This is a genomic window from Desulfohalovibrio reitneri (genome assembly GCF_000711295.1).
Lineage (GTDB): Bacteria > Desulfobacterota > Desulfovibrionia > Desulfovibrionales > Desulfovibrionaceae > Desulfohalovibrio > Desulfohalovibrio reitneri.
The window spans coordinates 471746-496391 of record NZ_JOMJ01000004.1 but is presented as its reverse complement, the minus strand read 5'-3'; the positions used below and the strand labels follow the sequence as shown (position 1 = coordinate 496391).

The following is a 24646-nucleotide window of genomic DNA, read 5'->3' as shown; positions in this document are numbered from 1 at the left end:
GGTGAGCGAGCCCATAGTCATCGGGCTGGCCGGCTACGGCACCGTGGGCACCGGCCTGTCCCGCATCCTGACCGACAACGAGGAGTGGATTCGCCGCCGCATCGGCCGGGACATCCGCGTCAAGAAAGTACTGGTGCGCGACCCGGAAAAGACGCGGCAGGCCCCCCTGCCCCCGGGCGCGGAGCTGACCACCAAGTGGTCCGATCTGGTGGAGGACCCGGACATCTCCATGGTGGTGGAGCTCATGGGCGGGCTGGACACCGCCTTCGAGCTGGTCTCCCGCGCGCTGTCCTCGGGCAAACACGTGGTCACGGCCAACAAGCACCTCCTCGCCGAGCGGGGCCAAGAGTTATTCAGCCTGGCCGAGGAAGCGGGCAGGGCCCTCTACTACGAGGCCTCCTGCGTGGGCGGGGTGCCGGTCATCCAGACCCTCAAGGAGTCCCTGGCCGCCAACCGCATCCTCAAGCTCACCGGCATCCTCAACGGCACGGCCAACTTCATCCTCTCCCGCATGTCCACCGAAGGCATGTCCTTTGACGACGCCCTGGCCGAGGCCACCGACCTGGGCTACGCCGAGGCCGATCCCTCCTTCGACGTGGACGGCATCGACGCGGCCCACAAGCTGGTGCTGCTCACCCGGCTGGCCTACGGACGCCACTATCCTTTGGAAAAGCTGGCCGTGCAGGGCATCCGCCACGTGGAGGTGGCGGACATCGAGTTCGCCCGCGAGTTCGGCTACCGGGTCAAGCTCATCGGCCAGGTGCGCGAGGTGGACGGCGGACTGGAGGCCGGGGTCTTTCCGGCGCTGGTCAAGTACACCTACCTGCTGGCCCGCGTGGGCGGCAACTACAACGCCGTGCGCGTGGAGGGCAACGCCTGCGGGCCCATCATGCTGCACGGCCAGGGAGCGGGCGACCTGCCCACCGGCTCGGCCGTGCTGGCCGACATCATGGCCATCGCCAAAGAGGGCAGCGCGCCCAACAACACCGGGTACCCCGAATGCCCCCTCCCGGTGGCGGACATCCTGCCCCCGGACGAATCGCGCAGCCAGTGGTACTTCCGCTTCAAGGTGCGCGACCAGGTGGGGGTCATGGCGGCCATCACCCGCGTCATGGCCGAGCGGGGCATCTCCATCGCCCAGGCCAACCAGAAGGGTGCCGAGGCGGATGAGGACGTTTCCCTGGTCATCATCACCCACCAAGCGCGCGGCGCGGACGTGCGGGCGGCCCTGGCGGACATCGACGCCATGGAGTTCATCAACGCCCCCACGGTGCGCTACCGCATACTCTGATCCCCTTTCCCGTATCGACCATGAAAAAAGGCCGGAGGGTTCGCCCCCCGGCCTTTTCTTTGTGCTTGCCGCGACACAGTCCGTCAGGACCGTATGGAGTCCATGGCCTCGCGCAACTCCGTGGCCACTCGTTCCAGGTCCTCCACCGACTGCCGCGCCCGGTTCATGGACTCGGCCGTCTCTCCGGCGATGCGGTTGACTTCGTCCGTGGAGCGGTTGATCTCCTCGGAAGCCGCGGACTGCTGTTCCGAAGAGGCGGCGATGGCCTGAATCTGGTCGGCCGTGCGCTCCACCATGTCCACGATCTCCTCCAGGGACTTGCCGGACTCGTCCGCCTTGTCCGCCGCGCCCTCGATGCGCTGGATGGCCGACTCGGTGGCCTGGATGTTGCGCTTGGCGCTGTTCTGGATGGCCTGGATGTACTCCGCCACCTGCTTGGTGGAGTCCATGGTCTTTTCGGCCAGCTTGCGCACCTCGTCGGCCACCACGGCGAAGCCGCGCCCGGCATCCCCCGCGCGGGCCGCCTCGATGGCCGCGTTGAGCGCCAGCAGGTTGGTCTGGTCGGCGATGTCGTTGATGACGTCGATGATCTGGCCGATGCCCTCGGCCTGCTCGCCCAACTCGCCCATCTCGCGGGCAAGCTCCTTGGAACTGGTGTTGAGCTCCTTGATCTCGGAGACGACCTGGGAAACCACGTCCGATCCGTTCCTTGCCTTGTCCATGGCGCTCTGGGCCAGCTCGGACGCGCCTGAGGCGTTCTTGGCGACCTCCATGACCGTGGCGTTCATATCCTCCATGGCCGTGGCCGTGGAGTCGGCCAGGCCGCGCTGGTTCTCGGCACCTTCCGATGCCTCCTGCAGGAGCCTGCCCAACTCCTCCGCCCCGGAGACAATCTGGTTGGAGACATCGTCCACCCGCTTGGCCGCTTCGGCAATGACCTCGTTCTTCTCGGCCAGGGCTTTTTCATTGGCCTTCACCGTGGTCAGGTCGTAGAGCATGGCGAAAGCGCCGATGAGGTTGCCGTCCAGATCCTGCAGGGGGCGACGTCGTAGCGCACGAAGACCTCGGATCCATCCTGGGCTTTCGTTTCCATCTCCATGTCGCGGAAGGAGCGGTTCCGGCTCATGGCCTTGCCCGCCACCGTTTCCTTGTTCGCGTCGCCGTAGAACAGCTCCGCCAGAGTCATGCCCTGGTAGTCCTCGGGCTTGCCCGGCTTGCCGAACAGATCCAGGTACTCCTGGTTGACGAAGGTCAGCTTCTCGTGGCGGTCCATGAACAGGCAGGCCGTGGTCAGGCTGCTCTGCAAGCCCCGGGAAAAGCCCAACCCGCGCTTGAAGGCCTCGACCATGTCTCGCAGATGATCGGCCAGCTGCCCGAGCTCGAACTTGAAGCTTCCCTCGAGGCGCGTGGAGTAATCGCCCCCCGCCACCCTGCGGGAAAAGTCCTCGATCTGTTCCACGGGCTTGGTGATCATGCGGCGGCTGATCCAGCCGATGGCTCCGGCGGCCAGCAGAACAGCGAGCACACCGGCCACCAACAGCCGGTTGAACTGCTCGTTGGCCGTGGCCTCAAGCTCCGAGACGTAGGCCGAGACGCAGACCAGTCAGCCGGTGCGTTCCTCCCGGGTGACGCCCATGATCTTCTCGCGCCCCTCCCAGAGGTAGTCCACGAAACCGTCTTTCTTTTCCAGGGCCTCCCGCACGAATCCAAGGTCGCCGAGATCCTCCAGCACCAGGTCCCGGTCGCGGCTGTGGGCCATGAGCCTGCCTTTTGAGTTGAAAACGAAGGCGTAGCCGGTCTCGCCTATGGTGATTGGATCAATAAAGCGCTCGGTGAAGATGTCCCACTTGGGAAACACGGCCACCCCGCCCATGTTTGAGCCGGATGTGTCCTTGACCGCCGCGGCCGCGCCGAGGATATGGATGCCCCCGCCGCTCTTGCTCTTGAGCACAGTTGGCGTGACGAAGGTGTCCGCGCCTTCCACGATGGCCTGGACGTAGTTGCGTCCCGCCCGGTCCGCCCCGGTCAGGTCGGTGCCCTTGGCGTTCCCCCCGGCCAAGACCTTGCCGGTGCGGTCGAAAACGAACATGGCCCAGTAATCGGGGTAGGCTTCCAGAAAATCTTCGAAAACCCGCTGGGTGCGGCTTACGGGAAAGCCCGCCATAAAAAACGTTTTTGACGTTGCGCTGTTTGGAGAGGGAGGTGGCCAAGCTGACCGCGCCCTCGAGATAATTGTCCAGTGACTGGGCCGTGTTTTGGCCCAATTGCTCGATGGCGTCCTTTTGCATCTCCAGGGCCATGCGGCTGGACGTTCCTTGCACGTAGATCAGGATCCCGGCCATGCTGAGCACGATGACCGGAGTCACCACCGTGAGCAATCGGCCGTTTATACTGGCGAATTTCATCAATCCCCCCTTTTTGCAGCCTTCCTGCTGCATCTTTTCGGCTCCCTGCGCCTTTTTCCTTAGAAAAAAGCGTATTGAGACGCATTCAGTACGATTCCCCGCCCACGACTTTCCTTCTCCGCGAAATCATCATAGAGTCCGGGCAAACATATCCATGACCATGCGAATCCTCATCGCCGAAGACGACGACGACGCCGCCCTCTACCTGTCCAGGGCGCTTTCCAGATACGGAACCTGTGACCGGGTGGTCACGGGCAGGGAAGCTGTGAGCCTCTTTCGCGACCGGGCCGAGGACGGCGCCCCGCACGCCCTCTTGCTCATGGACATCATGATGCCGATCATGGACGGACAGGAGGCCCTCAAGGCCATACGAGATGTCGAGGAAGAACTGGGCCTGGTGCACGACAAGCGGGCCACGGCCTTCATGACCACGGCCCTGGACGACCCGGACAACATCTGGCGGGCCCACTTCGACGGCCTGGCCACCGGCTACTTCGCCAAGCCCATCCGGGTGGACACGCTGCTGCGCCGGCTGCGCGACCTGGACATCATCCCCCCGGCGGAGTCCGCCTAGTCCCCATCCTCGCGGCAGCCCTTGCGCGCCCTGTTCGGGTCACCGTGGCGTTCGCCGTCCTGCTCCTCCAGCGGCTCCACATGAATGAGCAGGCTCATTCGCGGCAGCTCCTCGGCCACGCACTCCTGCATGCGCAGGGTCACGTCGTGCGCTTCCTTCACCGAGGTGCTCCCCGGCAACAGCAGATGGAACTCCGCGAAACGGCGGTTGCCTGATTTGCGGGTACGCAGGGCGTGGATGGCGCTGGCATCCGGAGCCACGCGGTTGACCGCTTCGGTCAAGGCGTCGACCTCCTCCTCCGGCAGGGAGCGGTCCATGAGGCCGCCCACCGAACGTTTGAGCAGGCCAGCGCCGGTGAAGGCGATGTTCACGGCCATGGCCAGGGCCATGAGGGGGTCGAGAATGGTGAAGGCGGGCGGCAGAAAATGCTGGATGGTCAATCCGGCCACGATGCCGCCCGATGTCCAGACGTCGGTAAGCAGATGCTTGGCGTCCGCCTCCAGGGTGATGGAATCGTACTCCCTAGCCGCCCGAAGCATGACCTTGGCGGCTCCCCAGTTGATGGCCGCCGCGGTCAGGGCGGCGCCCAGGCCCAACCCCAGCGAGGACAGCGGGCGCGGATCGAGGAAGCGGGCCACCCCGGCCCAGGCGATGCCAACCGAGGCGACCAGGACGAGCACTCCCTCCATGCCGCTGGAGAAATACTCGGCTTTGCCGTGGCCGAAGGGATGCCGCTTGTCCGGCGGCGTGAAGGCCACGCTCACGGCCCACAAGGCCATGAGCGCGGCGGAGAGATTGACCACGGTTTCCGCGGCGTCGGAAAACAGCCCCACGGAATCGGTCAGCAGCCAGGCGGCCACTTTGAGCCCGAGGCCCAGCAGGGACGCGGCCAATGAGACGTAGACGTACTTGCGGACGGACTGCTTCACGGCTTCTCCATCCAGGATATCGCCGGGGCCATGCTAGCTCGTGACCAGCGTTTTGGCAAAGGTCAGCAGGCCGGGGAAACCGTGTACCCGGTGGCGCTGTCCGCCACCAGCCTGTCCAGTTCGCTTTCCGCGAGGGGTTTTGAAAAGAGGAACCCCTGGCCGGACTCGCAACGGAGGTTGGCCAGGGCCGTCATGTGGGAATGCTGCTCCACGCCTTCGGCCACCACTTCCAGTCCCAGGGAATGAGCCATCTTGATGATGGTCTTGACTATCTCCTTGTTCTCGAAGGCGCCGTCCATGTTCAGCACGAAGCTGCGGTCCACCTTGAGGCTGTGCACCGGGAAGCGTTGCAGGTAGGAGAGCGAGGAATATCCCGTGCCGAAGTCGTCGATGACCACCCGCAGCCCCCGGTCACGAAGTTGGCTGATGACCTCCACCGCCCGCTCCGCGTCGGACATGATGACGCTCTCGGTCAGTTCCAGGGTCAGCCTCCCGGGCTCCGCACCGGTGGAGCGCAGCAGGTGGTCCACCTCGTCCACGAAGCCGGGCCGCATGAACTGTGCCCCGGAAATATTGACGCTCATTGTGGCGCCCTCGAAGCCGGGATGGTTGCGCTGCATGGCGGCCAGCTTCTCCGCCGCTTTGCGCAGCACCCAGCTTCCCAAGGGGATGATCAGGCCCGTCTCCTCGGCCACTGGGATGAACTCCATGGGCGAGACCATGCCAAGTTCCTCGTGCCGCCAGCGGGCCAGGGCCTCGAAGCCCTTGATTTCCCCCGAGGCCAGGGAAACGATGGGCTGGTAGTGCAGTTCCAGGGAATTTTCCGCCACCGCCTTGCGCAGGTCCATCTCCAGACGCAACCGCTTGCGGGCCAGGGCACGCATGGCCGCGGAGAACAACTCATAGCTGTTGCCGCCCCGCGTCTTGGCCCGGTGCAGCACAGTATCCGCGTCGCGCAGCACCTCGCCGGCGTTGTTGTAGTCGCCCGAACCCACCACGATGCCCAGGGAGAGATTGAGATAGACCTCGCGGCGGCGAATGCGGAAGGCGCGGGCCATCTCCTCGGTGATGCGCTCGGCCACGCGGATGGCCTCCTCCTCGCCGCAGCAGTCGTCCAGAAGCAGCACGAATTCGTCACCGCCGAAGCGGGACAGGGTGTCCACGTCGCGCACTTGGCCGTAAAGCCGGTTGGCGATGGCCATGAGCAGGTGGTCTCCCGCCACGTGCCCCAGACTCTCGTTGAACATGTTGAAGCGGTCGATGTCGATGTAGATGAGGGCGAAGGAATAGCCGGGATTGCGCTTGGCCCGCTTGAGGGCCATGGACAGATGGTCGAGAAGGAGTGCCCGGTTGGGCAAGCCAGTGAGGCGATCGTGCAGAGCGTTGTGGTTGATCTGTTCTTCCAGTTCCTTGGTGCGGGAGACCTCCTGGTGGCAGACCACGGCCCCGCCCTCGGGCAGCCGCTCCACGCGCATGGTGAACCAGCGGCGCCCCCCGGGCAGGTGCAGGCAGTACTCGGCCTGGAAGCAGTCGCGGCCGCCGGACAGCACCTCCCCGGTTTCCGCCTCGCCCAGCCAGAATTCGCCCGAGGCGTCACGCACGCCCACGCCCCGGAAGGGTTCCCCCACCCTCGGGCGGGTGGGAACACCGTTCCATCCGGGCTCCTCGAAGCCGCGCCAGGCCGCGTTCGCCTCCTCGACGACGCCCTTCGGGTTCAGCACGGCCACATGCACCGGCAACCCGTCCAGCACCTCCATGAAGCGTCTCCCGAGCCCTTCGGCGTCCAGGCGGCTGAGCGCTCGGGAAAGAGAGGCCGTTCCGGCCCCGTTTTCAACCCGATCGGACACTGCACCCTCCTCCGGGCCGAGGATGAACCGAACCCATGTTCAGGTCAAGAAAAAAGGGCCCTTTCAGAATTATGGATTTTGAGTCATCTTGGGTCTTTGGCACGGAACGGAAAAAACCTCGCCACATCCGAGCGAGAAACCCTCGGCTCTTCCCCTCCAGCCAAGCCGGTGCTATCTGGTCGTGAAACCAAAGGGGGATACATGCGTTTGGTGGTGCTGGTAGCCGATGGCATGGGCGACTGGCCCGTGGAGGAACTGGGCGGCAAAACCCCGCTGGCAGCGGCGGAAACACCTGTCATGGACCGGCTGGCCGCGCGGGGGACGCTTGGACTGTGCCGCACGGTCCCCAAGGGTATGCCGCCCGGCTCGGACGTGGCCAACATGGCCCTGCTTGGCTTCGACCCGTCCGTCCATCACACCGGGCGCGGCCCTATCGAGGCGGCCGCCCAGGGCATCGAGGCCGGACCGGACGACCTCATCTGGCGCATGAACTTGGTGCGCGCCGACAATTTCGGCCCGGACGGAATCATGCGCGACTACGCCGGAGGGCACATCTCCACCGCGGAGGCCGCGCCACTGGTGCGGCGGCTGGCCGAAGCGGCCGAGGGGCTGGGCCTGGAGCCCGTGCCAGGGGTGCAGTACCGCCACCTGCTGGTGCAGCGTGGGGGAGCCTCCACCCCGGCCGCGAACGTGGATGCCCGGCCTCCCCACGACATCACCGACCAGCCCATCGGCCCGGACCTTGAGGAATGGGCCAAGGCGCCGGAAATGCTCCGGTTCGTCGAACGAGCCAATGAGATCATGCGCGGTGCGGGCGTCGCGGCCAACGCGGTCTGGCCCTGGGGCCAGGGACGTCCCCTGGCGCTGCCCCCCTTCGCCGAGGCCTTCGGTCTGCGCGGGGCGGTCATCTCCGCCGTTGACCTGGTGCGCGGGCTGGGCCGCGCCTGCTCCATGGAGGTGCTGGAGGTGCCGGGCGCCACCGGCCTGCTGGACACCAACTACCAGGGCAAAGTGGACGCGGCCCTGGATTTTCTGAACCGGGGGGGGGAGTTCGTCTATCTGCACGTGGAGGCCCCGGACGAGTGCGGCCACTCCGGCGTGGCCGAGGACAAGCGCGAGGCCGTGCGCCGCTTCGACAAGCGGATCGTCGCGCCGCTGATGGAATCCCTGGACGACACGGCTTTCCTGGTGACCTGCGACCACCTCACCCCGTTGACCCTGCGCACCCACCACCCCGACCCGGTCCCCTTTCTCCTGTGGAGTCCGGGGCTGGAGGGCCCCGGCGCGGAGGCCTTCACCGAGGACGCTGCAGCCGCCTCCGGGCTGCTGGTTGAGCCGGGACACGACATGCTTGGCTGGGCCCTGCGGCGGCTGGGCGGACGGAGCTGAGGCGAAGCATGGGCCGTAAACCCGGAGCGAACGAGTCCCCCAGGTCGTCCGGGGGCAACCGCATGCCCCTGTTCGTCCTGGTCAGGGATCTACTCATCTTCATCGTTGGGACCTGGTACTTCGAGTTCCATCTCGATTTCAGGCTGCCCGGCGAGAACAACCTGCTGCTATTCTTCGTGGCCATCCCCATCATCTGGGCCACCATGATGCAGATGTGGACATCCATCAGCTACCGCGAGCAAAAGAACGCGCCCATGTACTGGGCCTGCCACCTGCTGGCCGTTGTGCTGCTGGCCAGCTCGGTATTCCTCATCAGCGCCGTGCTCAACACCATCGAGACCTCCCTGGACGCCACCGGCAACATCCTCTTCCACGGCGTTGGCTGGAGCGCCGTGCTGGGCATCATCTATTACGACGTGGTGGACATAAGCCGCTAGAAAACGCGGCCCGACGCGCAAACGGCCCCGGCACGCTCCAGGCGCGCCGGGGCCGTTTCCCCCCTCCCGGCGAACCCGCCGGGAGCAAGCCGCCGCGATCCGTCGCCGATGCGGCGGAGGCGGCTGGCGGCTAGTCGAACTTTTCCATGGCCGCCTCGGTGTCTGTCGCCATGGGGAATACGCTGGAGAAGCCGGAGAGGTCGAATACCTCCTGGATGTAGTCCTTGACCGAGCAGATGACCAGCTTGCCGTCGCTGTTCTTCAGTTCCCGCGTGGCCTTGAGCAGCACCCGCAGCCCGGCGCTGGAGATATACTCCAGGGGGCCGAAGTCCAGCACGATTCTGGTCTTGCCGTCCTTTATCATGCCCATGAGCTGCTTTTCGAACTCCGGGGCCGTGTTGGAATCCAGCCTGCCCGAGACGGCCAGGACGGCCACGTCCCCTTGAGTGGACTCGTTGACCTGCATTACGAACTCCCTTCCTCGCTGAGTGTCTTGGTCAGTATCAGCACGTTGATTCCGTCGCGCCGGACGTATTCCACGCCATCCATCACGTTGCGCACCAGGTGCAGGCCCAGCCCCCCCACGGGGCGATCCTCCGGGGGCAGCTCCAGCTTGGGCATCGGAGCCGTGGTGGGATCGAAAGGCGGGGCGTCGTCCCGTATCTCCACCGTGAGGACGCCCCCCTCCAGACGCAGGCGCACCTCGACGAGGTGTCCGCCCTCCTCCTCGAAGCCGTAGCTGACGATGTTCGTCACCACCTCGTCCAGGGCGAGATTGACCCGGAACAGGCAGGAGCAGGTCAAGCCGTGCATGGCCGCGAACTCCTCCAGCCTGTGCCTGAGCGTCTCCAACTCGGAGAGGCGGTTTTCCAGGGTGAAGACGAACTCGTCCATTTCCGGCTACCGGGGCAGGAGGTCCTCGATGTCGCCGGTCCATTCCCCGGCCTCATGGTCCCCGCGGCCGCCCGCTTCCTTCTGCTTCTTCAGCCAGCACTCCCGCTCCTCGACCATGCGGTCTCGCGCGGCCAGGCGCACGGTGTTGCCGTCGGAATACGTATCGTCGTCCCCGGAGTAGTGCTGCAGGATCAGGCTGATGTCACCCATATCGCCGTCATCGAAGCCCCACTTCCAGGTTCGCAAGGTGCCGAATGCGTTGCCGCGCCATTGCGGGCTGCCGCCGAACCGTTTCTTGTAGGCAGCCAGCAACCGCTTGAAGAAATCCAGGGACTCGTTCTCGTACTTGAGCTTGATACGCACGATACGCCCGGGCTTGGCGCAGTTGCCGTACGTGATGTAGCCCCACTTGAAGCCCGGCAAGTCCGGCACCTCCACCCGGGTGAGGTAGGGGTGGGACCAAGTGCTGGAAGCCGAGGCCATGTTGACCTTGTCCTTGGCTGTGGAAATGTCCTCGCCGAGGGTGATGCCGGCGATGGTCCGCGGCCCGTTGTCCGCGGCAAGGGCGCACACCGGCGAGAATGCCAGCAGCAGGAAGAAAAGAATAAGGGGCTTTCGCATGGCCTCCTCCTTCATACCAGGCTCACGCCGACCTTGCGCACGCAGGCGTCGCAACTTTCGGCGTGCTCGAAGAAAAACCGTTTTTCCCACTTGCGCACCTCGTCCACCACGGCCTCCATGATGCGCGGCAGGACGTCAGGGAACTGCTCCACGGTCTTGACGAACTTTTCGCGCGTCAACACCAGTGCCTCCACCTCGATATCCGCGCGCAGCGAAAAGAGGCGGCGCATTTCGCCGAGCAGGCACAGCCCTCCCAGGAAGTCGCCGGCCTCGTAGGAATTCAGCTCCGTTTCCACGCCGTTATGCTCGCGCAGCAGCGTGGCCCGCCCGGAGAGGATCGAGAAGGCCTGGCCGTCCGACTCGCCCTGGTGGAAGAGCAGGTCTCCTGCGTGGTACGTTTCCCGCACCGCTAAATAGGCCAGCACCTTCAGCGACTCCAGCGGCAGGCTGGAGAAAATGGAAATGTGGCGGAGGTTGTCGAGATTCTGCTGGAACTCGCAGTTCGGGCTCCGGCAGGCCTCGGCCTCATTGTTTTCCGTGGACGAGCTCATGCAATGCCCCCTTCTTGTCCATGAGTTCCTGGTAGCCCCCGATCTCTATGATCTTGCCCGCCTTCATTACAGCCACCTTGTCGTAGTTCTTGATGATGTCAAGGCGGTGCACCACCGCAATGAGCGTGGAGCGGCCCCGGAAGTGGCTTTCCAGAACGTTTTGCACCCTGGTCTGGGACTTGTTGTCCAAGGCGCTGGTGGCCTCGTCCATGAGAAGCAGCCTGGGGTCCTTGAGGAAGCAACGGGCGATGGCCAGCTTCTGGCGCTGGCCGCCGGAGAGCTTGTCCCCCTTGCTTCCCACGTCGAACTCCAGTCCGATGCCCACAATGGACTCCAGCAGGTCCTCCTCGATGAGGAGCTGGATGATGGACTGGGAAATCTTCTCCTGCGCCTGCGGGGATTCGCTCTTGGCCTTGCCGAAGAGAATATTGTCCAGGATTGTCTGGGAGAAGATGTACTCGTCGGCCCTGTAGAAGGAGAAAGCCTCCGGGTTGTCCTTCTCGATGCGCCGGCGGAATCTGCTCCTGGCCTCCAGGAGCATCTCCTCGAGCACCTGCGGCAAGCCGACCATCTTGTGACGGCCGGGAATGAAATTGAGGGCCAGCCGCAGCAGCTTCTCCCGTTCTTCCCGGCGCAGCTCGCCCACCTTGTGCTGCTCCAGTCGGCGGGCCAGGTCGACGTACTCCTCGAACTCGTCCGCCGGGATGGGGCTTTGCTCGAAGAAAACTGCGTCCCTGGGCATGTTGCCCAGGATGTCCACGGTGGAGCGCGTGATCTCCGCGCCCAGGGTCAAAAGCGGCCTGGTCAGTTGCATTTCGTCGAGAAACTCGCGGAACCTGTGATTGGACGGCAGGTTCTCCGTCCTCCACTCCTCCAGGTTGGGGCTGCCGAAGGTGAGGTTGGCGGCCACGCTGGAGTGGCGCAGGTAGGAATCCGGGTTGAAGAACTCCACGTATTCGGCCAGATCGTCCCCGAACTCCTTCTGGAAGCTGGCCCGCACCCGGACGATGCGCTGGCGCAGGTCGTGCTGCCCGTCGTCGTCCAGCACCGCGTTGAGGCCGAAGCGCAACACATCCACGAAGATGCCCGACTGCTGCAGCACGGCGATCTGGTCGTCCAGGGTGGGCATGTTCCCGCCCTCCACCGGCTCCGCCCCGTGCAGTGCGGCCCGGCAGGCGTAGAGCAGATTCTCGCGAATTGTGCCGGTGAAAATGAACGGCGCCTGGGAGACGAAGCCGATGTTTTCCACAATGTCCTGTTTGGACAGGTCGGCCACCTCCTCGCCGCCCAGCTTCACGTGGCCTGTGGTGTACTTGTAGAGTTGCCCAAGGCACAGGGCCAGGGTGGACTTGCCGCTGCCGGAGAAGCCCACCAGCGCAAGATGCTCCCCGGGTCCCAGCTCCAGGTTTATGTTGCGCAGAAGCTGGATGTTCCCCTCCACGGTGAAGCCCATGTTCTCGATTTCGACCCGGGGTTCCAACCGCAGTGGGTCGCGCCCCTCGACCACCAGCCGGTGCTCCGGGGCGAAGTCGAAGTACTCCATGGTGCGGGAGTAGCGCACGGTGGAGTCCTGGTAGACTTGGTAGAACTCCATGAGTTCCTTCCAGGGCTCGAAGAGCTTCTCCTGGGCCGAGAGGAAGGCCACCAGCGCGCCCAGGTTGAACTGGCCCTGGATGATGAGGTAGCCGCCCACCAGGAAGAGCACGAAGGGCGCGAGGTTGACGATGAAGTTGTTCAGCGCCTTGACCCCGAGCTTGTAGAGATTCCAGACGATGCGGATGCGCATCAGCTTGTCCACCAGTTCGCCGAACTTGGCGTTCTCGATGGAGTAGGCGCCGTTGGCGTGGATTTCGTGCACGCCCGTAACCGCTTCGGCCACTTTGGAGGACATCTCGCGGGTGGCGTCCACCCGCTTCTTGTTGGCCCGGTTGGTGCGCCGCTGCAGCTTGGGCACGATGATGACGATGATGGGATAGATGGCCAGGGTGACGCAGGCCATGACCCAGTTGAGGTAGAACAGGTATCCGGCGAAGGCGAAAAGCGTCAGGAGGTTTGTCACCGGCACGGCCAGGGCCATGCCCACGAACTCGCCGGCCGGGGCGATTTCCGTGACCAGGGAGGAAACAACCATGCCCGCCTGCGTCTTGCGGAAGTAGGACAGGGGAAGGGTGAGCACGTGGGCGTACAGGGAGCGGCGAATCTGCGCCAGGGCCCGCTGGCCGAGCATGGTTTGGATGATGTTGATGACGTATTTCAGCCCGCCGGCGAGCACCACGGCCGCCAGGTAGTAGCCGCAGTACATGAAGAGCAGGTCGATCTTGCGCTGGGAGATGGCCTGGTTGATAATGAGCTTCTGCAGCTCAAGCGGAAGCACCCGCGCTCCCACGGTGATGATGATGACAACCAGCAAAAGGATCTGCAGGCGCATGTCGCTCTGCTTGACCCAGGAGTAGAGTGAGCGCTTGGTGACTGGCGTTTCTGAATCTGAGGCCATGCGGTCGCTCGCGTCACGCCCGGCCGGGGCGGTTTGTGGAACGGGCGCTCATATCACCCGGTCTTTTCGGCCTCTTGGTTGTACCTTCTCCGCCGGGGGAAGTCCAAACCCTTTCCCAAACTGCCCTTTCGTTTGACTGCCCCACGCGCTTTGGCTATCCATTCGGCCAGCCGGGATACGCGGGCCGCATGCCCGCTCCTTCTCACACCACCCCGCGGCCCCAGGCCGCGCCCCGCCACGGAGGCTGACATGGGCTGGGCCACCGCCGGGATCGCCCTGGCAGCGTTTCTTCTCTCCCTCGTCCTCACCGGCAAGGTGCTTCGCAACGCTGACGGTCTGGGACTGCTGGACGAGCCCAACGCCCGCAGTTCCCACACCCGGGCCACTCCCACGGGGGGCGGGCTGGGATTCCTGGCCGCCTTCTTCCTCGTCGCCTGGCCCTCGGTGTATCTGCTCCCCGATCTGGGCCGCGCCTCGCCCGGGCTGCTGCTCGTGCTGTGCCTCCCCCTGGCCGGAACGGGCTATCTGGACGACCGCAAGGGACTAGGGGCTCTCCCCCGCTACGCGGTGCAGGTGCTGTGCAGCGCCGGGCTGCTGTGGTGGGCGGGGCTGCCGCAGCAATGGGCCGCTTGGCCGCTGGCCTGGCTGCTGGCGGGTGCGGCCGGACTGGTGGTGGCCGTCACCGCCCTCATCAACTTCACCAATTTCATGGACGGCATGGACGGCTTTGTGGGCGGGGTCTGCGCCGTCTGCTTCGCTTTCCTGGCCGTGTGGTGCGGCCAGCCCGCGTGGTGGTTCCTGGCGGCGGCCCTGGCCGGATTCCTCTTTTGGAACTGGCCACCTGCCAAGATTTTCATGGGCGACGCGGGCTCCACTCCACTGGGACTGCTGCTGGCCTGCGCCCTGCTTCTGGGACTGGACAATGGCAGCCTCCAGGCCCACCACCTCATCCCCCTGCTCCCCTTGTATGGCGACGCGGTATACACCCTTATTCGGCGCACCCTGCGCCTGGAAAACATCTTCCGAGCCCACCACAGCCACATCTACCAGCGCCTGATGCGCTCCGGCCTGCCCCACCGACGGGTCAGCTCCCTCTACATCCTGCTGACCGCCCTCTGCGGCAGCCTTGCTTCCGCCTGGAATGCGCCCGGTGCCCTCGCCGCAGCGGCCGTCTGCCTTGCCGGTCTGCTGTCCGCGGAAATCCGCTGCGCCCGCCGCAAGGTGCCCTTCACCAGGGGCTGAACCGGCGGGCCCCGGGCAAGTCACTCTCCCCTTCCCTCATCACGAAACTTCTTTTTCGCTCACGCATCCAAACATTCGCCTTGTACCGTCTGTGGGATGTACTTCCCCCGGACTTCGTCCCGTGGAGCGGTCACCCCGATGGCGCAGCCAGATCAACCCGGCTTGAGGAAAAGCCGGGGAACTTTGCGCGTAGAGACTCTCAGGCTGTATTCTTCACGCCGCTCCCGGGTGTGGACTCCGCACGGCGACAACTCGCAGGAGAGGGATTCGGCCTAAGCTGCGCCAAGGCAAGTCCTCCACCACTCCTTCTGATTAAAAGTTCGGCTCGAACAGTTCCACACGCCCGGTTTGCGGCAGGTCTTATTCAGCAAAGACACACATCCCCCCGGAACAAAAAAAGCCCGGCGGCCAGAGGCCGCCGGGCTGGAGGGACAGGGTTTGCCCGTGGTTCCTAGGAGTTGAGTTCCTTCTCCTGCGGGAACAGGGGCAGATAGCGGTAGGCCAGGGAGACCACGATGACGCCGTAGGCGATGACCATGATGGAGGGCAGTATCTCGGTCCAGGCGGGCACGTAGATTTCCCAGGTATCGAAGGGCATGACCGGCGCGGCCAGGGAATGCACGGTCATGACGTAGCGATTCAAGGAGATGCCCAGGCAGTTGAATATGCAGGCCGTCCAGAAGAGCGGCTCGTTGTTCCTGAGCGGCTTGGACAGCAGGATGACCGCCGGGATGATGCCAAAGACGCCGATCTCGAAGATGAACTGCCACAGGCCGTAGATGGCCGGGCCGGAGAACATCTCCGAGAAGGTCTGCCCAAGGGAGGGCAGGGTCCAGGTGCCCCAGGCGAAGGTGTCCATAATCTTGAAGAAGAGATACAGCGAGAGCATGGCTCCGGCGATCTTGCCGAAGACCTGCTTGGTCTTCCAGGTGGTCATTTTCCGCCCGGAAAGCTTCTCGATGATCTTGCACATGAGCAGGGTGAAGCAGGGCCCGGAGGCGGCGGCTGACATGACGAAGAGGAAGAAGGTCCACGGCCAGATGAAGAAACCCTCGCGGAAGGCGAAGGGGCGGGCGAACATGACGCCGTACATGCCGCCCAGGGAGCCCTGGTGGAAGGTGGACAGGAACGCGCCGATGCCCGCGAAGAGCGGCATGAACACGTGCATGTTGTGGGCGAAGTGATGCAGGAAGGGAATCCTGTTCAGCTGCTTCTGCTCCATGACCATGGGCAGTACCTCGATGGTCAGGACCAGGAGGTAGCAACTGATGCAGAAGATGACTTCCGTAAGCATGGAGTGGACGTTGGGGTGCCAGAAGCCGAACCAGGAGCGCAGCGGCTGGCCGAGTTCCATGGTCAGAATGAGCATGGCGCCCGAGTAGCAGAAGAAACCGCCTATGACGGCCAGGTTGATGATGTTCTTCAGCTCGTCCACCTTGAGGATGTACTTCAACAGGCCGGAGAAGAAGGCCCCCGCGCCCAAGGCGATGATCGCCAGATCGAAGGTGATGTACAGCCCGAAGGCGAAGTAGTTGTTCAGGCCGGTCACGCCCAGGCCGTTGGCGAACACCACGTAGGCGGCATAGACGCCGGCCAGGAACAGCGCGCCCCAGAAGCCGAGCCAGAGCACGAACTGGAAGAGGGAGCAGCGCTCGGCCCCCTCGGGGAACAGTGGATGGTCGATGGGCTGCGCCTTAGCCATGGCTTCCTCCATGGGCGTTGGTGTTTCCGTGCCCGTGGGCTTCCTCACCGGGCAGGTGGTTGTCCAGCTGCTGCAGCACCCACTGGCGGCGGCTCAGGTAGTAGACCTGGGGATCGCCGCCCAGCTTTTCCAGGAGCCGCTTGGCATGCGGGCTCTTGGCCAGCTTGTGGACCTTGTGGTCGGGGTTCTTCAGGTCGCCGAAGACCAGGGCGCCGGTGGGGCAGAGCTCCACGCAGGCGGGCTGGTAAGCATCCTCGGGCAACTCGTAGGGGTCCTCGTTGTTGGCCCGCGCCTGCTCCCTGGCCATGTTCCAGCGGTGGTGGCAGAAGTGGCACTTCTCGATCACGCCGCGGGGCCGGGTGGAGGTGAAGGGCGTGAGGGTCTTTTCCATGCCCTCGGGCCAGACTGGGTCGAACCAGTTGAATACCCGCACGTGGTAGGGGCAAGCGGCCGCGCAGTACCGGCAGCCGATGCAGCGAGGGTAGATCTGGGAGACGATGCCTCCCTCCTCGCCCTTCTCCGTGGCCACGACCGGACAGACCGGCACACAGGAGGGGTTGCCGCACTGCATGCAGGGCCTGGGAAGATAGGCAACGTCCGCGTCGGGGAACTTCTTGCCGTTTTCCAGGCGGTAAACGCTCAGCCACTGCGTGGTGTGCAGTTTGTCGGGATTGTTCTTGTCGGGGGCGTTGTTGTTCTCGACTTGGCAGGCCACCACGCAGGCGCCGCAGCCGGTGCATTTGTCCAGGTCGATGGCCATCCCCCAGAGGATGGAGAAGTCTCGTTTGGTAGCCATGTTCTGCCCTGTCCTTGCTTAGCTTTTCGCAACCTTGACCGACACCCGGTTCCAGGAGGTCAGACCGTTGGCCTCCGACACCGTGAGCACCTTGTTCACGTTGTCGCCGCGGCCAGCGGAGAACTCGTCCCAGTGGGTGTGGCCGAAGCCCAAGGGGGCGGAGACCACGCCGGGCATGACCGTTTCGTCTATGAGCGCGTAGCCGCTGACGGAGCCGGCGTCGTTGGACAGGGTGACGGGGTCGCCCTTGGTGACGCCGGCCAGCTTGGCCGTTTCCGAACACATGAAGACGGCCATTTTGCCGTTCTGCAACTCTTCATCGCGGAGGGTGGGCAGGTTGAATCCGGGGATGGCCATGGAACCGGTGCCCACGTTGAGGTGCTTCTGCGGAGCCAGGGCCAGCGAACCGCCAGAGGGTTTGGTGTAGGCCGCGCCCTCGGCCAGAACGTCAGTCGCCAGGGAGAGGCCGGTTTGGGCGACCGGGGCCGTGTGCAGCCAGGCCCTTCCCGCTTCCAGCCCCTTGGCCAGATCGCCGCCGGAGGGCTGGGAACCGGCCATGATGGCCTCGGCCGGGTCTTTCCCGCCGGAGATGTAGCCGCCCATGGCGCCCAGGGATTCGGCCCTGCCCGCGAGAACGGCGGCGAAGTCCTTGAACCCGGGATTCTGCCCCAACTTGCCGGCCAGGGAGAGGAAGAGGTCGGTGGTCGGCTTGGCATCCTTCACCGGAGCGGTCACGGGACGGCCAAGGGTGTAGGAGGCGAAGGCCGAACCGTAAGGGGTCATCAGGTCGTCCTGACGCTCCAGGGACATGGGGTTGGGCAGAATGAGGTCCGCCTTGGCCGCGGTCTCGTCCATGAAGGAGGAGAAGCTGACGGTGAAGCCCGCCTTGTCCAGCGCCTCGCCCATGGCCTCGGCCTCGGGCAGGGCGTAACGGGGGTTGGCCTCGTAGACCAGCAGCAACTCCGGCGCGGGCTTCTCGCCCTTGCCCACCCGTTTCAGCCAAGCCACCACGTCTGTGGCCATCAACTCGGAGCGGGTCATGCCGCCGGGCACCACCGCGGGCTGTTCCGGCACAGGCCGCAGGCCGCCGGGCTTGCCCAGGTTGCCGAGCAGCAGGTTCACGGCCATGCCGGCCACGAAGGCCGCGGGTTCGCCGCCTTGGCCGGTGACGCTGCCCATGACCACCAGGGGCCTGCGGGCGCGGGCCAGGGACTGCGCGGCCTTCTTGAGGGTGTCGGCGGAGACCCCGGTGGAGCGTTCCACCTGGCTGGGTGTGAACTTGCTCATGACCAGGGAGCGGAAGGCGCCGAAGTCGGGGGCGTCCACACTGCGGCCCATCTCCATGAGATGATAGGCGATGCCCATGGCCACGGCGGCCTCGGCTCCCGGAGGCGCGGGGTGGTAGGCATCGCAGACCGAAGCGGTGCGGTTCTTGACCGGACCGCAGTAGGCCCACGCGGCGGTGGGCTTGTGCGCGGTGGGATGGCTCGATTCAAAGGCGCTGGCGGTGCGGGTCGGGGTGCCCCAGCACTCCAGGGCGTCGGGCCCCAGGAAGAGGACGTGGTCGGCGTTGTCGATGTCGAAGCCGGGGTGTCCCCGCCCTCCCATGTGCCTGTGCCAAGCCACGGCCGCCAAGTGATGCTCGCTGGGCATGACGTAGTAGTCGTCCGAGCCCAACCCGCGCACCACCGAGGAAAAGACCTCGTTGGCCGTGCCGGTTTCGTCGCCGGAGATCATGGCCGTGGAAGCCCCGGCCTTGCGCATCCTGTCGGCCAGGAGCTTCTCCGCCTCGTCCCAGGAGATGGACTCGAAGCCCTCGCCGCTCTTTTTCAACGGCCCCTGCACGCGGGCGGGCTTGTAGAGCATCTGCACCTCGGAGGCGGGCAGCGAGGGAATGCTTCCCTTGGAAAGCGGATTGTCGGGGTTGCCCTTGACCGTAATGGGCCGCTCCCCGGCAGTGGCCACCTTGATGGGCGCGCCGGACTGGATCAGCTTGGACAGGGCGGGTTTCTCTCCGATGGGGCCGTATTGCAGGCGGGGGATCCAGGGCCAGTTCTGGGTCCAGATGGAGATGTCGTCGGTCAGCTTCCAGGCAAGGGGGCTGAAGGTCACGCCCGCCCCAGCGCCCAGCGCGAAGAGGATGGCTCTGCGAGTAACGCTCATGGTGCAGCCCCCTATTTGTGGCAGACGTAGCAGGCGTTGCTGACGCCGCTACGGGCGTGGCAGCGTTCGCACTCCCACATCTTCATGGTGGTCTTGGTGTAGCCGGTCAGCCGATTGCGGTAGGCCTTCGGGGAATCGTCCGCGTTGCCTATGTCCGGGTGGCACTCGGCGCAGTCCCAGCCGTCATGGGCGATGTGCGAGAAGTACACATTGTCTGGCTGTTCCTGGTAGGTGACCCAGGGCACCTCGACGCCTTTTTCGTAGTACTCGGTGACGAAGTGGTCGATGGCCTTATCGGCCTCTCTGTCGCCACCAGTGGGCGCGAAGTGGCACATGGCGCACTCTTCGTTGGAGGGGTACCCGTTGAAGGAGCCGTCCTCCCGGTAATAGTGGCACTCGTCGCACGCCATGCCCACATCTTCCATGTGGACACGGTGACTGAATTGGACCGGCTGCGTCTCCTCGCTAAACAGCAGTTGCGGGAAGACGAACCAGCCGAATCCCAGGCCCAGCAACAGCCCCAGGAGGAGGAAGGCGATTCCCCCCTGCTCAGATCGTCTTGAACGGTCCATACCCTCGCCTCGTTGTCGAACGTGAAATCCAGGAGGTCCATCCGCGTAAAACCAGGACCCTCTTATCCTCAAGGCGAAAAGGGTGTCAAGGTCTTAGGAAATTTTTCACAGGCTGTGCGGCGAGGGTGTATTTCCAAAAAAAACGGTATGGTATATTGGCCGAAAACAGCCCCCTGACCGGTCCCGCGCGCAAGGCCGTCATACGCTTGACAGGCAGGCCAGCACAAGACTCTCCACGTCCCCCCCTTCATACAAGAAGCCCGCCACTCCGGCGTTTCGCGCCGCCTCAAGGTCGCGCTCGGAGTCCCCCACCAGGAAGCTTCCCGTGGGATCGATAGGATAATCGGTCATCGCTTCCCGCAGAAGCCCTGGACCCGGTTTGCGGCAGGAACACACCCGGCCATAGTCTCCCCTGCCCTTTTCAGGGTGGTGCGGGCAGGCGTAGACAGCGTCCAGGCGGGCCCCGGCCGCGGCCAGCTCATCCTGCATCCAGCGGCTTAACTCGATCAATTCTTCAGGCCCGTAATACCCCCTGGCGATGCCGGACTGGTTGGTCACCAGCAGCACCCAGTAGCCGCGCTGGTTGAGCAGGCGGACCGCCTCCCGCGCCCCCGGTTTCCACTGGAAGTCCTCGGGGCGGTGCACGTAGCCGGTGTCCTCATTGAGCACGCCGTCGCGATCCAGAAAGGCGGCCGGACGCGCCGCGCCCCCGGGGTCGGTGAAAAAAAGCTTCAGGCACCCCTGCCCTTGTGATTTCTCTCCGCTCATCCCACTTTCCTTTCTTCGTTCGCTCCGGTTCGGTTAAGACTGCGGATGGAAACCAGCATGGCCGCGTAGCGCATGGCCTGGAACGCGGAAAACAGGGCCGTGGCCCAAAGCAGTCCGCCCATGTACTGTCCCGCCCCGAAACCAACAAGGGCGACCAGTACTGCCGCCCCATGGTAGCGCAGCAGCAGGTCCTGCCGCTCAAAAGCGGCGAAACTGGTGGATACTGGACCGGCCACGAACATCAGCAGACAGGCCGGGGCCAGCACTGCCGTGACCCGCCCCGCTTCGGTCCATTCCGCCCCAAAGACCGGGCCGAACAGCCACGGAGCCAGCAAGGCGAGCAGCAGATAGCCGGGAACGCCGACCACAAGACTGAACCGCACCATGCGGAAGAGAGGCTGGCCGATGCGCCCCATGCGCCTGACGTCCGCCACCGCCTCGCGGTAGAACATCTGCCCGGCGCTCATGGAAAGCAGGCCCGCGGGGAAAGTGGATGCGCGCGCGGCCAGGGCGTATTGACCGGCCTGGGAATCGCCGAAGAAGGCCGCCGCCAGGATGACTGGGATCTCCACGGCCGCGGCGTTCAGAAGCGCGCCAGGTGCCTCCAGGAGCGCGAAGCGGCGGTAGCGCCGCACCGCCGCCAGCATGCCGAGCCGGTTCGAGGCCGCCAGGGCGCGGATGAGTTCCCCGCCCACCCCCAGGCAGAGCACCCCGACGCCGAGGGCCTGCCCTGCAACATACCCTCCCGCCAAGCCCATCGCGCCCAGCCCCGTCAAGGCCAACACAGCCTGGGACCCCAGGGTTGCGACAGCCATGCCCATGCGGGAAATGCCCATCAGGCGAACCAGCCTGCGGCGATTGGCCATGACTTGCAGCAGTTGCGTCAGCCCACGCAGCAGCACCCCGGCCGGCAGTAGCCAAAACCAGGTTCGCCACTCGGCAGCAACAGTCAGCAACGCCACCCCGGCCAGCACCAGGCAAGCGACGGCCAGGCAAAGGACCGACGAGGCGGCCGTGAGGCCGCGAAGCCTTCGCGGAGAGCGGGGCAGCATGACCGCCTGCTCCAGGCGCAGGCAGGAGGCCACGCCCAGAACGCCGGTCAGGGAGAGGAAGATGGCGAAGCCGCCGTATTCAGCCGGGGTGTAGAGACGGGTAAGAAGCGGCGTGCCCAGCAGCAGCAGGGCTTGCGCCCCCATGGTGCAGAGCAGCACCGGCATGGTGCCGAAAGGCAGGGCGGCGATCTGCTGCTGGGCGAAGCGCATTATGCGAAACATGTACGGACTCGCTGCGGGGCCTGCGATCCGCCCCTCGGCAGCCGACTAGCCGATTTCCGGCCTGGTGGAAAGCCTCGCGGCCGGAACGGCCAGGGCCAGCCCGGCCAGCCACCACAAATGGCGCTGGTAAAGCAGGTCGGTGCCTGCGCTGGCCGCGGCCATGCACACCACGGCGGCGGCCGCGCCAAGCGCCAGATGGGAATCGAAGCTGGGTGGTTCCCTTCCCTTGGCCAGGAGCACACGCACCACCTGGACGAACAGACCGAGAAAGACCGTCAGCCCCACAAGCCCGAGTTCAGTGATCAGCCAAAGCGCTGTGTTGTGCAGGGTGTTCGGGGTGTCGTCCCGACCTTGACGCTCCCTGGCCAGAAAATACCCCAGCCCATTGCCCAGTAGCGGAGCTTTCCGCCAATAGTTCATCGCCTTGCTCATGAGACGTAGCCTGTGCCGCACCCCGCCGTCGAAAACGATACCGCCCCGGGTGATGTAGACCGCCCTGCCGTCGCTTCGGGAAATGCCCATCTTTCCGCCGGCGTCATCATCCTGCTGCTGTTTTCCCGCCATGTTGGGAACCACGTGCAGCCCCAGCACCAGGATTCCGCCAAGCAGCCCCGAGACGGCCAGCCGCAGCAGCATCCGGCCGGAAAACCGCGCGCAGAGAAGGAAGACCGCCCCGGCCGCCAGCCCAAGCCAGGCGCTCCTGGATCCGCTTAGGACAACGCCGGTCAGCAGGACGGCGGAAACCGAGAAATCAAGCCAACGGGGGAACAGCCGTTCCTTTCCCCGGAAAGCAAGATGCAGCAGGGCGAAGAAGGCCAGGGCGCAGCCGAAGGCGTTTGGGTTGACCAGCCAACCCTGCATTCTAAAAAGACCATTCTTCATTTCCAAGATGTAGGCCACGTACGGCACCGAGGACCAAATCACGCTAACTGCCGCGAAGAGAAGAAGCACGCGGAGGCCGTTCCGCAGGGTTGACCGCTGGAACAGGTTGCCCATCCAGGCCCCGGCGAGAAAATAGACCACGAGCACGCCGAAACCGATCCAGCGGTTCCACAGCGCCCATGGGATCAACTCATCCAGCCGCCACCAGGAGATAACCAGACCAAGAGTCAGCACGCACCCCGCGCCGATGAACCAACGCCAGATCGCCGGACTTTCCAGGCGGGGCAAAGGCCTTCCCCACGCCCAGGCCCACGTGGCGCAGGCTGCCGCCACGAACGGCAGCGCCAGGTCGGAAGCCGCCACACGCAGACCCGAGAGGCCCACAGGCAGGGTCACGAGGACCTGCAGTCCCAGGGCCAGCGCAAGCAGCAGCGCCAGGGACCGCCAGTCCCCAGCCGCTGCATCGCGATGAACGGCCCCGGACACCCCCCGGGCCTCGCTTCCAGTACAGGTATTGGACAAAAAGCCCTGGGGCATCAGCCCTGCAATCCCTCGAGAAAATCTTCCAGCACGTGGAACTGGCTCTCCCGCGAAAAATCGGCCACCTTCTCTTCAGGCAGGTCCGGCAGGCCGCCCTCCCGCTTGCGGTGCAGCCACTCGCGCAGCAGGTCCGCGATGGCCGTGGGGTCGGAACTCACCGCCCCCACGTCGCGCTCGCGTATGAGGTCCGCGGCCGCGCCCCGCTCCAGTCCCACTTGCAGAATGGGCCGGCGAGCGCCGAGGTACTCGAACAGCTTGGAGGTGTAAACGCCCCGTTCCTCCGGGGTATTCCACAGCAAAAGCAGCAGCGCGTCCGCCTCGCGCTGGATGCGCAGGGACTCCCTGTGGGAGACCTGCTGGTTGATGGAGACCTGGCCGTTCAGTCCGTGGTTTTCGACCAGTTCCCGCAGCCCTGGCAGGCGGTGGCCGTAAAAATCCACCCGCACCCTGCTCCGTTCGTCTTCGTCCAGCAGGTTAATGGCCTCAAACAGCGGCGAGGGGTCGCGCTTGTTGCGGTAGATGATGCCGGTGTAGACGATGCGCAGGGTGTCCGGTCCGGCTCTGGCCTCGGGCGCGGGGTCCGGGTAGTCCTCCCGGCTGAAACCGTTCATAACCGTCACCGCCGGCTTGCCGTAGCGATTCGCCAGAAAGCGGGTGAGGTCGTCGGACACGCTGACCAGCCCGGAGGCGGTGGACACGGCGCGGTCCTCCATGCGCCGCTCCAGGACGCTCAGGGGCCAGGGGCGGTCATGGTAATGGCTGGCGGTCCACAGGTCTCGGTATTCCGCCACCCAGGGCAGGTTCCTGCCCCTGGTCAGGCGTGCGGCCGCCAGCAGCGACGTGGGCGGCGAAGAGCTGGCGTAGAGCAAGTCCGGCTGGAAGGAGTCAATGAGCGCTCCGCCCCGGCTCAAAAGCCACGGCAGCCAGCCTGCCTGGGCATCGGGAAAATGCACCAGCTTCTTGTACGCGGCCAGTCCGGCCGAGGCCACGCGGCCCAGGAGACCGCGTCCCTCAAACGCGGGGCCGGAGGCGGATGCGCCGCTATCCCGGCGAAAAAGATGGTAGGGCGCGTTGACATCCAGCCACGGCGTACGCAGGCAGCGCTCCTCGGGCAGGTCCGTGGACAGGGATGGGCGCAGCGGAATGGAATTCACCGTAACCACCCGCACGTCGTGGCCGCGACGATGAAAATACTCCGCCATCTTCCCCGCCCGGACCGAGCCCGGCGCGGTGAACGGCGGAAAGTAGAATGAGAGAAATAGAATCTTCATCGTC

At 65.0% G+C, this 24646-nt stretch carries 23 protein-coding genes; 5 read left to right on the top strand and 18 right to left on the bottom strand.

The features are described 5' to 3' along the window. Window position 1 precedes the first annotated feature (1 nt). Window positions 2-1291 carry a homoserine dehydrogenase gene (locus N911_RS0114880; protein WP_029898512.1) on the top strand — a complete coding sequence of 430 codons (1290 nt, stop codon included), beginning with the start codon at window positions 2-4 and terminating at the stop codon, window positions 1289-1291. Between the two features lie 83 nt (window positions 1292-1374). Here N911_RS0114880 and N911_RS17755 read toward each other — a convergent pair whose 3' ends face one another. The 3 genes from N911_RS17755 to N911_RS17745 form a co-directional block, all read right to left on the bottom strand. Then, window positions 1375-2289 (bottom strand): methyl-accepting chemotaxis protein, encoded by a 915-nt coding sequence (locus tag N911_RS17755; protein WP_051694470.1) that lies wholly within the window; start codon window positions 2287-2289, stop codon window positions 1375-1377. Next, window positions 2274-2825 carry a HAMP domain-containing protein gene (locus tag N911_RS17750; protein WP_138774438.1) on the bottom strand — a complete coding sequence of 184 codons (552 nt, stop codon included), beginning with the start codon at window positions 2823-2825 and terminating at the stop codon, window positions 2274-2276. The genes N911_RS17755 and N911_RS17750 overlap by 16 nt, the downstream gene beginning before the upstream one ends. Before the next feature lie 69 nt (window positions 2826-2894). Next, complete coding sequence (locus N911_RS17745; RefSeq protein ID WP_051694468.1) at window positions 2895-3455, bottom strand: PDC sensor domain-containing protein; 561 nt, start codon at window positions 3453-3455, stop codon at window positions 2895-2897. Between the two features lie 401 nt (window positions 3456-3856). Here N911_RS17745 and N911_RS18545 point away from each other — a divergent pair, with 401 nt between their 5' ends. After that, window positions 3857-4270, top strand: coding sequence for a response regulator (locus N911_RS18545; protein WP_029898511.1), 414 nt, complete (start codon window positions 3857-3859; stop codon window positions 4268-4270). Here the strand turns inward: N911_RS18545 and N911_RS0114865 are convergent. Further along, the gene (locus N911_RS0114865) at window positions 4267-5199 is read right to left on the bottom strand and encodes a cation diffusion facilitator family transporter (protein ID WP_035105591.1); all 933 of its coding nucleotides are present in this window, start codon (window positions 5197-5199) and stop codon (window positions 4267-4269) included. The genes N911_RS18545 and N911_RS0114865 overlap by 4 nt on opposite strands. Window positions 5200-5261: 62 nt before the next feature. Further along, the gene (locus N911_RS0114860) at window positions 5262-7046 is read right to left on the bottom strand and encodes a putative bifunctional diguanylate cyclase/phosphodiesterase (RefSeq protein WP_051694464.1); all 1785 of its coding nucleotides are present in this window, start codon (window positions 7044-7046) and stop codon (window positions 5262-5264) included. 201 nt (window positions 7047-7247) lie between these two features. On the opposite strand from N911_RS0114860, the gene apgM reads away from it, so the two are divergent. Together apgM and N911_RS0114850 are read left to right on the top strand one after the other, a co-directional pair. Next, window positions 7248-8435, top strand: coding sequence for a 2,3-bisphosphoglycerate-independent phosphoglycerate mutase (gene apgM, locus N911_RS0114855; RefSeq protein ID WP_029898508.1), 1188 nt, complete (start codon window positions 7248-7250; stop codon window positions 8433-8435). Window positions 8436-8443: 8 nt separating this feature from the next. Beyond that, a complete protein-coding gene (locus tag N911_RS0114850) occupies window positions 8444-8872 on the top strand; it encodes a hypothetical protein (protein WP_237559987.1) in 429 nt (142 codons plus the stop codon). A gap of 130 nt (window positions 8873-9002) precedes the next feature. Here N911_RS0114850 and N911_RS0114845 read toward each other — a convergent pair whose 3' ends face one another. From N911_RS0114845 to N911_RS0114825, 5 genes are read right to left on the bottom strand one after another with little or no spacing between them, the layout of a single operon-like run. Continuing rightward, window positions 9003-9338 carry an STAS domain-containing protein gene (locus tag N911_RS0114845; RefSeq protein ID WP_029898506.1) on the bottom strand — a complete coding sequence of 112 codons (336 nt, stop codon included), beginning with the start codon at window positions 9336-9338 and terminating at the stop codon, window positions 9003-9005. Further along, window positions 9338-9766 (bottom strand): ATP-binding protein, encoded by a 429-nt coding sequence (locus tag N911_RS0114840; RefSeq protein WP_029898504.1) that lies wholly within the window; start codon window positions 9764-9766, stop codon window positions 9338-9340. Before N911_RS0114840 ends, N911_RS0114845 begins: the two co-directional genes overlap by 1 nt. 6 nt (window positions 9767-9772) lie before the next feature. After that, entirely contained in the window at window positions 9773-10387 is a 615-nt protein-coding gene (locus N911_RS0114835; RefSeq protein ID WP_138774437.1) for a hypothetical protein, read from the bottom strand. Between the two features lie 11 nt (window positions 10388-10398). Then, complete coding sequence (locus N911_RS0114830; protein ID WP_029898500.1) at window positions 10399-10938, bottom strand: Crp/Fnr family transcriptional regulator; 540 nt, start codon at window positions 10936-10938, stop codon at window positions 10399-10401. After that, a complete protein-coding gene (locus N911_RS0114825) occupies window positions 10913-13432 on the bottom strand; it encodes an ABC transporter ATP-binding protein/permease (protein ID WP_029898498.1) in 2520 nt (839 codons plus the stop codon). The genes N911_RS0114830 and N911_RS0114825 overlap by 26 nt, the downstream gene beginning before the upstream one ends. A 249-nt stretch (window positions 13433-13681) precedes the next feature. On the opposite strand from N911_RS0114825, the gene N911_RS0114820 reads away from it, so the two are divergent. Beyond that, on the top strand, window positions 13682-14674 hold the full coding sequence (locus N911_RS0114820) for an MraY family glycosyltransferase (RefSeq protein ID WP_029898496.1): 993 nt from the start codon (window positions 13682-13684) through the stop codon (window positions 14672-14674). 451 nt (window positions 14675-15125) lie between these two features. On the opposite strand, the gene qrcD is transcribed toward N911_RS0114820, so the two are convergent. The 8 genes from qrcD to N911_RS0114780 all read right to left on the bottom strand — a co-directional run bounded on the left by qrcD (window position 15126) and on the right by N911_RS0114780 (window position 24642). Continuing rightward, on the bottom strand, window positions 15126-16376 hold the full coding sequence (gene qrcD, locus N911_RS0114815; protein WP_029898494.1) for a menaquinone reductase integral membrane subunit QrcD: 1251 nt from the start codon (window positions 16374-16376) through the stop codon (window positions 15126-15128). Next, complete coding sequence (gene qrcC, locus N911_RS0114810) at window positions 16369-17172, bottom strand: menaquinone reductase iron-sulfur cluster-binding subunit QrcC (RefSeq protein WP_029898492.1); 804 nt, start codon at window positions 17170-17172, stop codon at window positions 16369-16371. The genes qrcD and qrcC overlap by 8 nt, the downstream gene beginning before the upstream one ends. An 18-nt stretch (window positions 17173-17190) precedes the next feature. Next, window positions 17191-19335, bottom strand: a complete 2145-nt coding sequence (qrcB, locus tag N911_RS0114805; protein WP_029898490.1) for a menaquinone reductase molybdopterin-binding-like subunit QrcB — start codon at window positions 19333-19335, stop codon at window positions 17191-17193. Window positions 19336-19346: 11 nt separating this feature from the next. Next, the gene (qrcA, locus tag N911_RS0114800; protein WP_029898488.1) at window positions 19347-19907 is read right to left on the bottom strand and encodes a menaquinone reductase multiheme cytochrome c subunit QrcA; all 561 of its coding nucleotides are present in this window, start codon (window positions 19905-19907) and stop codon (window positions 19347-19349) included. Window positions 19908-20105: 198 nt separating this feature from the next. Continuing rightward, complete coding sequence (locus N911_RS0114795) at window positions 20106-20675, bottom strand: D-glycero-alpha-D-manno-heptose-1,7-bisphosphate 7-phosphatase (RefSeq protein WP_081859272.1); 570 nt, start codon at window positions 20673-20675, stop codon at window positions 20106-20108. Continuing rightward, window positions 20672-21949: a lipopolysaccharide biosynthesis protein gene (locus tag N911_RS0114790; protein WP_029898485.1), complete on the bottom strand. Its 1278-nt coding sequence runs from the start codon at window positions 21947-21949 to the stop codon at window positions 20672-20674. Before N911_RS0114790 ends, N911_RS0114795 begins: the two co-directional genes overlap by 4 nt. A 45-nt stretch (window positions 21950-21994) precedes the next feature. Then, window positions 21995-23317, bottom strand: a complete 1323-nt coding sequence (locus N911_RS0114785) for an O-antigen ligase family protein (RefSeq protein ID WP_029898483.1) — start codon at window positions 23315-23317, stop codon at window positions 21995-21997. A 50-nt stretch (window positions 23318-23367) separates the two neighbouring features. Next, on the bottom strand, window positions 23368-24642 hold the full coding sequence (locus N911_RS0114780) for a glycosyltransferase (RefSeq protein WP_029898481.1): 1275 nt from the start codon (window positions 24640-24642) through the stop codon (window positions 23368-23370). Window positions 24643-24646: the final 4 nt, after the last annotated feature.

What these genes read in the sequence shown, in the direction of transcription:
- N911_RS17755 (WP_051694470.1), bottom strand. Translation starts at nt 2,289, where the DNA reads ATGCTCTACGACCTGACCACGGTGAAGGCCAATGAAAAAGCCCTGGCC.
- N911_RS17745 (WP_051694468.1), bottom strand. Translation starts at nt 3,455, where the DNA reads ATGGCGGGCTTTCCCGTAAGCCGCACCCAGCGGGTTTTCGAAGATTTT.
- N911_RS18545 (WP_029898511.1), top strand. Translation starts at nt 3,857, where the DNA reads ATGCGAATCCTCATCGCCGAAGACGACGACGACGCCGCCCTCTACCTG.
- apgM (WP_029898508.1), top strand. Translation starts at nt 7,248, where the DNA reads ATGCGTTTGGTGGTGCTGGTAGCCGATGGCATGGGCGACTGGCCCGTG.
- N911_RS0114850 (WP_237559987.1), top strand. Translation starts at nt 8,444, where the DNA reads ATGGGCCGTAAACCCGGAGCGAACGAGTCCCCCAGGTCGTCCGGGGGC.
- N911_RS0114845 (WP_029898506.1), bottom strand. Translation starts at nt 9,338, where the DNA reads ATGCAGGTCAACGAGTCCACTCAAGGGGACGTGGCCGTCCTGGCCGTC.
- N911_RS0114840 (WP_029898504.1), bottom strand. Translation starts at nt 9,766, where the DNA reads ATGGACGAGTTCGTCTTCACCCTGGAAAACCGCCTCTCCGAGTTGGAG.
- N911_RS0114835 (WP_138774437.1), bottom strand. Translation starts at nt 10,387, where the DNA reads ATGCGAAAGCCCCTTATTCTTTTCTTCCTGCTGCTGGCATTCTCGCCG.
- N911_RS0114830 (WP_029898500.1), bottom strand. Translation starts at nt 10,938, where the DNA reads ATGAGCTCGTCCACGGAAAACAATGAGGCCGAGGCCTGCCGGAGCCCG.
- N911_RS0114825 (WP_029898498.1), bottom strand. Translation starts at nt 13,432, where the DNA reads ATGGCCTCAGATTCAGAAACGCCAGTCACCAAGCGCTCACTCTACTCC.
- N911_RS0114820 (WP_029898496.1), top strand. Translation starts at nt 13,682, where the DNA reads ATGGGCTGGGCCACCGCCGGGATCGCCCTGGCAGCGTTTCTTCTCTCC.
- qrcD (WP_029898494.1), bottom strand. Translation starts at nt 16,376, where the DNA reads ATGGCTAAGGCGCAGCCCATCGACCATCCACTGTTCCCCGAGGGGGCC.
- qrcC (WP_029898492.1), bottom strand. Translation starts at nt 17,172, where the DNA reads ATGGCTACCAAACGAGACTTCTCCATCCTCTGGGGGATGGCCATCGAC.
- qrcB (WP_029898490.1), bottom strand. Translation starts at nt 19,335, where the DNA reads ATGAGCGTTACTCGCAGAGCCATCCTCTTCGCGCTGGGCGCTGGGGCG.
- qrcA (WP_029898488.1), bottom strand. Translation starts at nt 19,907, where the DNA reads ATGGACCGTTCAAGACGATCTGAGCAGGGGGGAATCGCCTTCCTCCTC.
- N911_RS0114795 (WP_081859272.1), bottom strand. Translation starts at nt 20,675, where the DNA reads ATGAGCGGAGAGAAATCACAAGGGCAGGGGTGCCTGAAGCTTTTTTTC.
- N911_RS0114790 (WP_029898485.1), bottom strand. Translation starts at nt 21,949, where the DNA reads ATGTTTCGCATAATGCGCTTCGCCCAGCAGCAGATCGCCGCCCTGCCT.
- N911_RS0114780 (WP_029898481.1), bottom strand. Translation starts at nt 24,642, where the DNA reads ATGAAGATTCTATTTCTCTCATTCTACTTTCCGCCGTTCACCGCGCCG.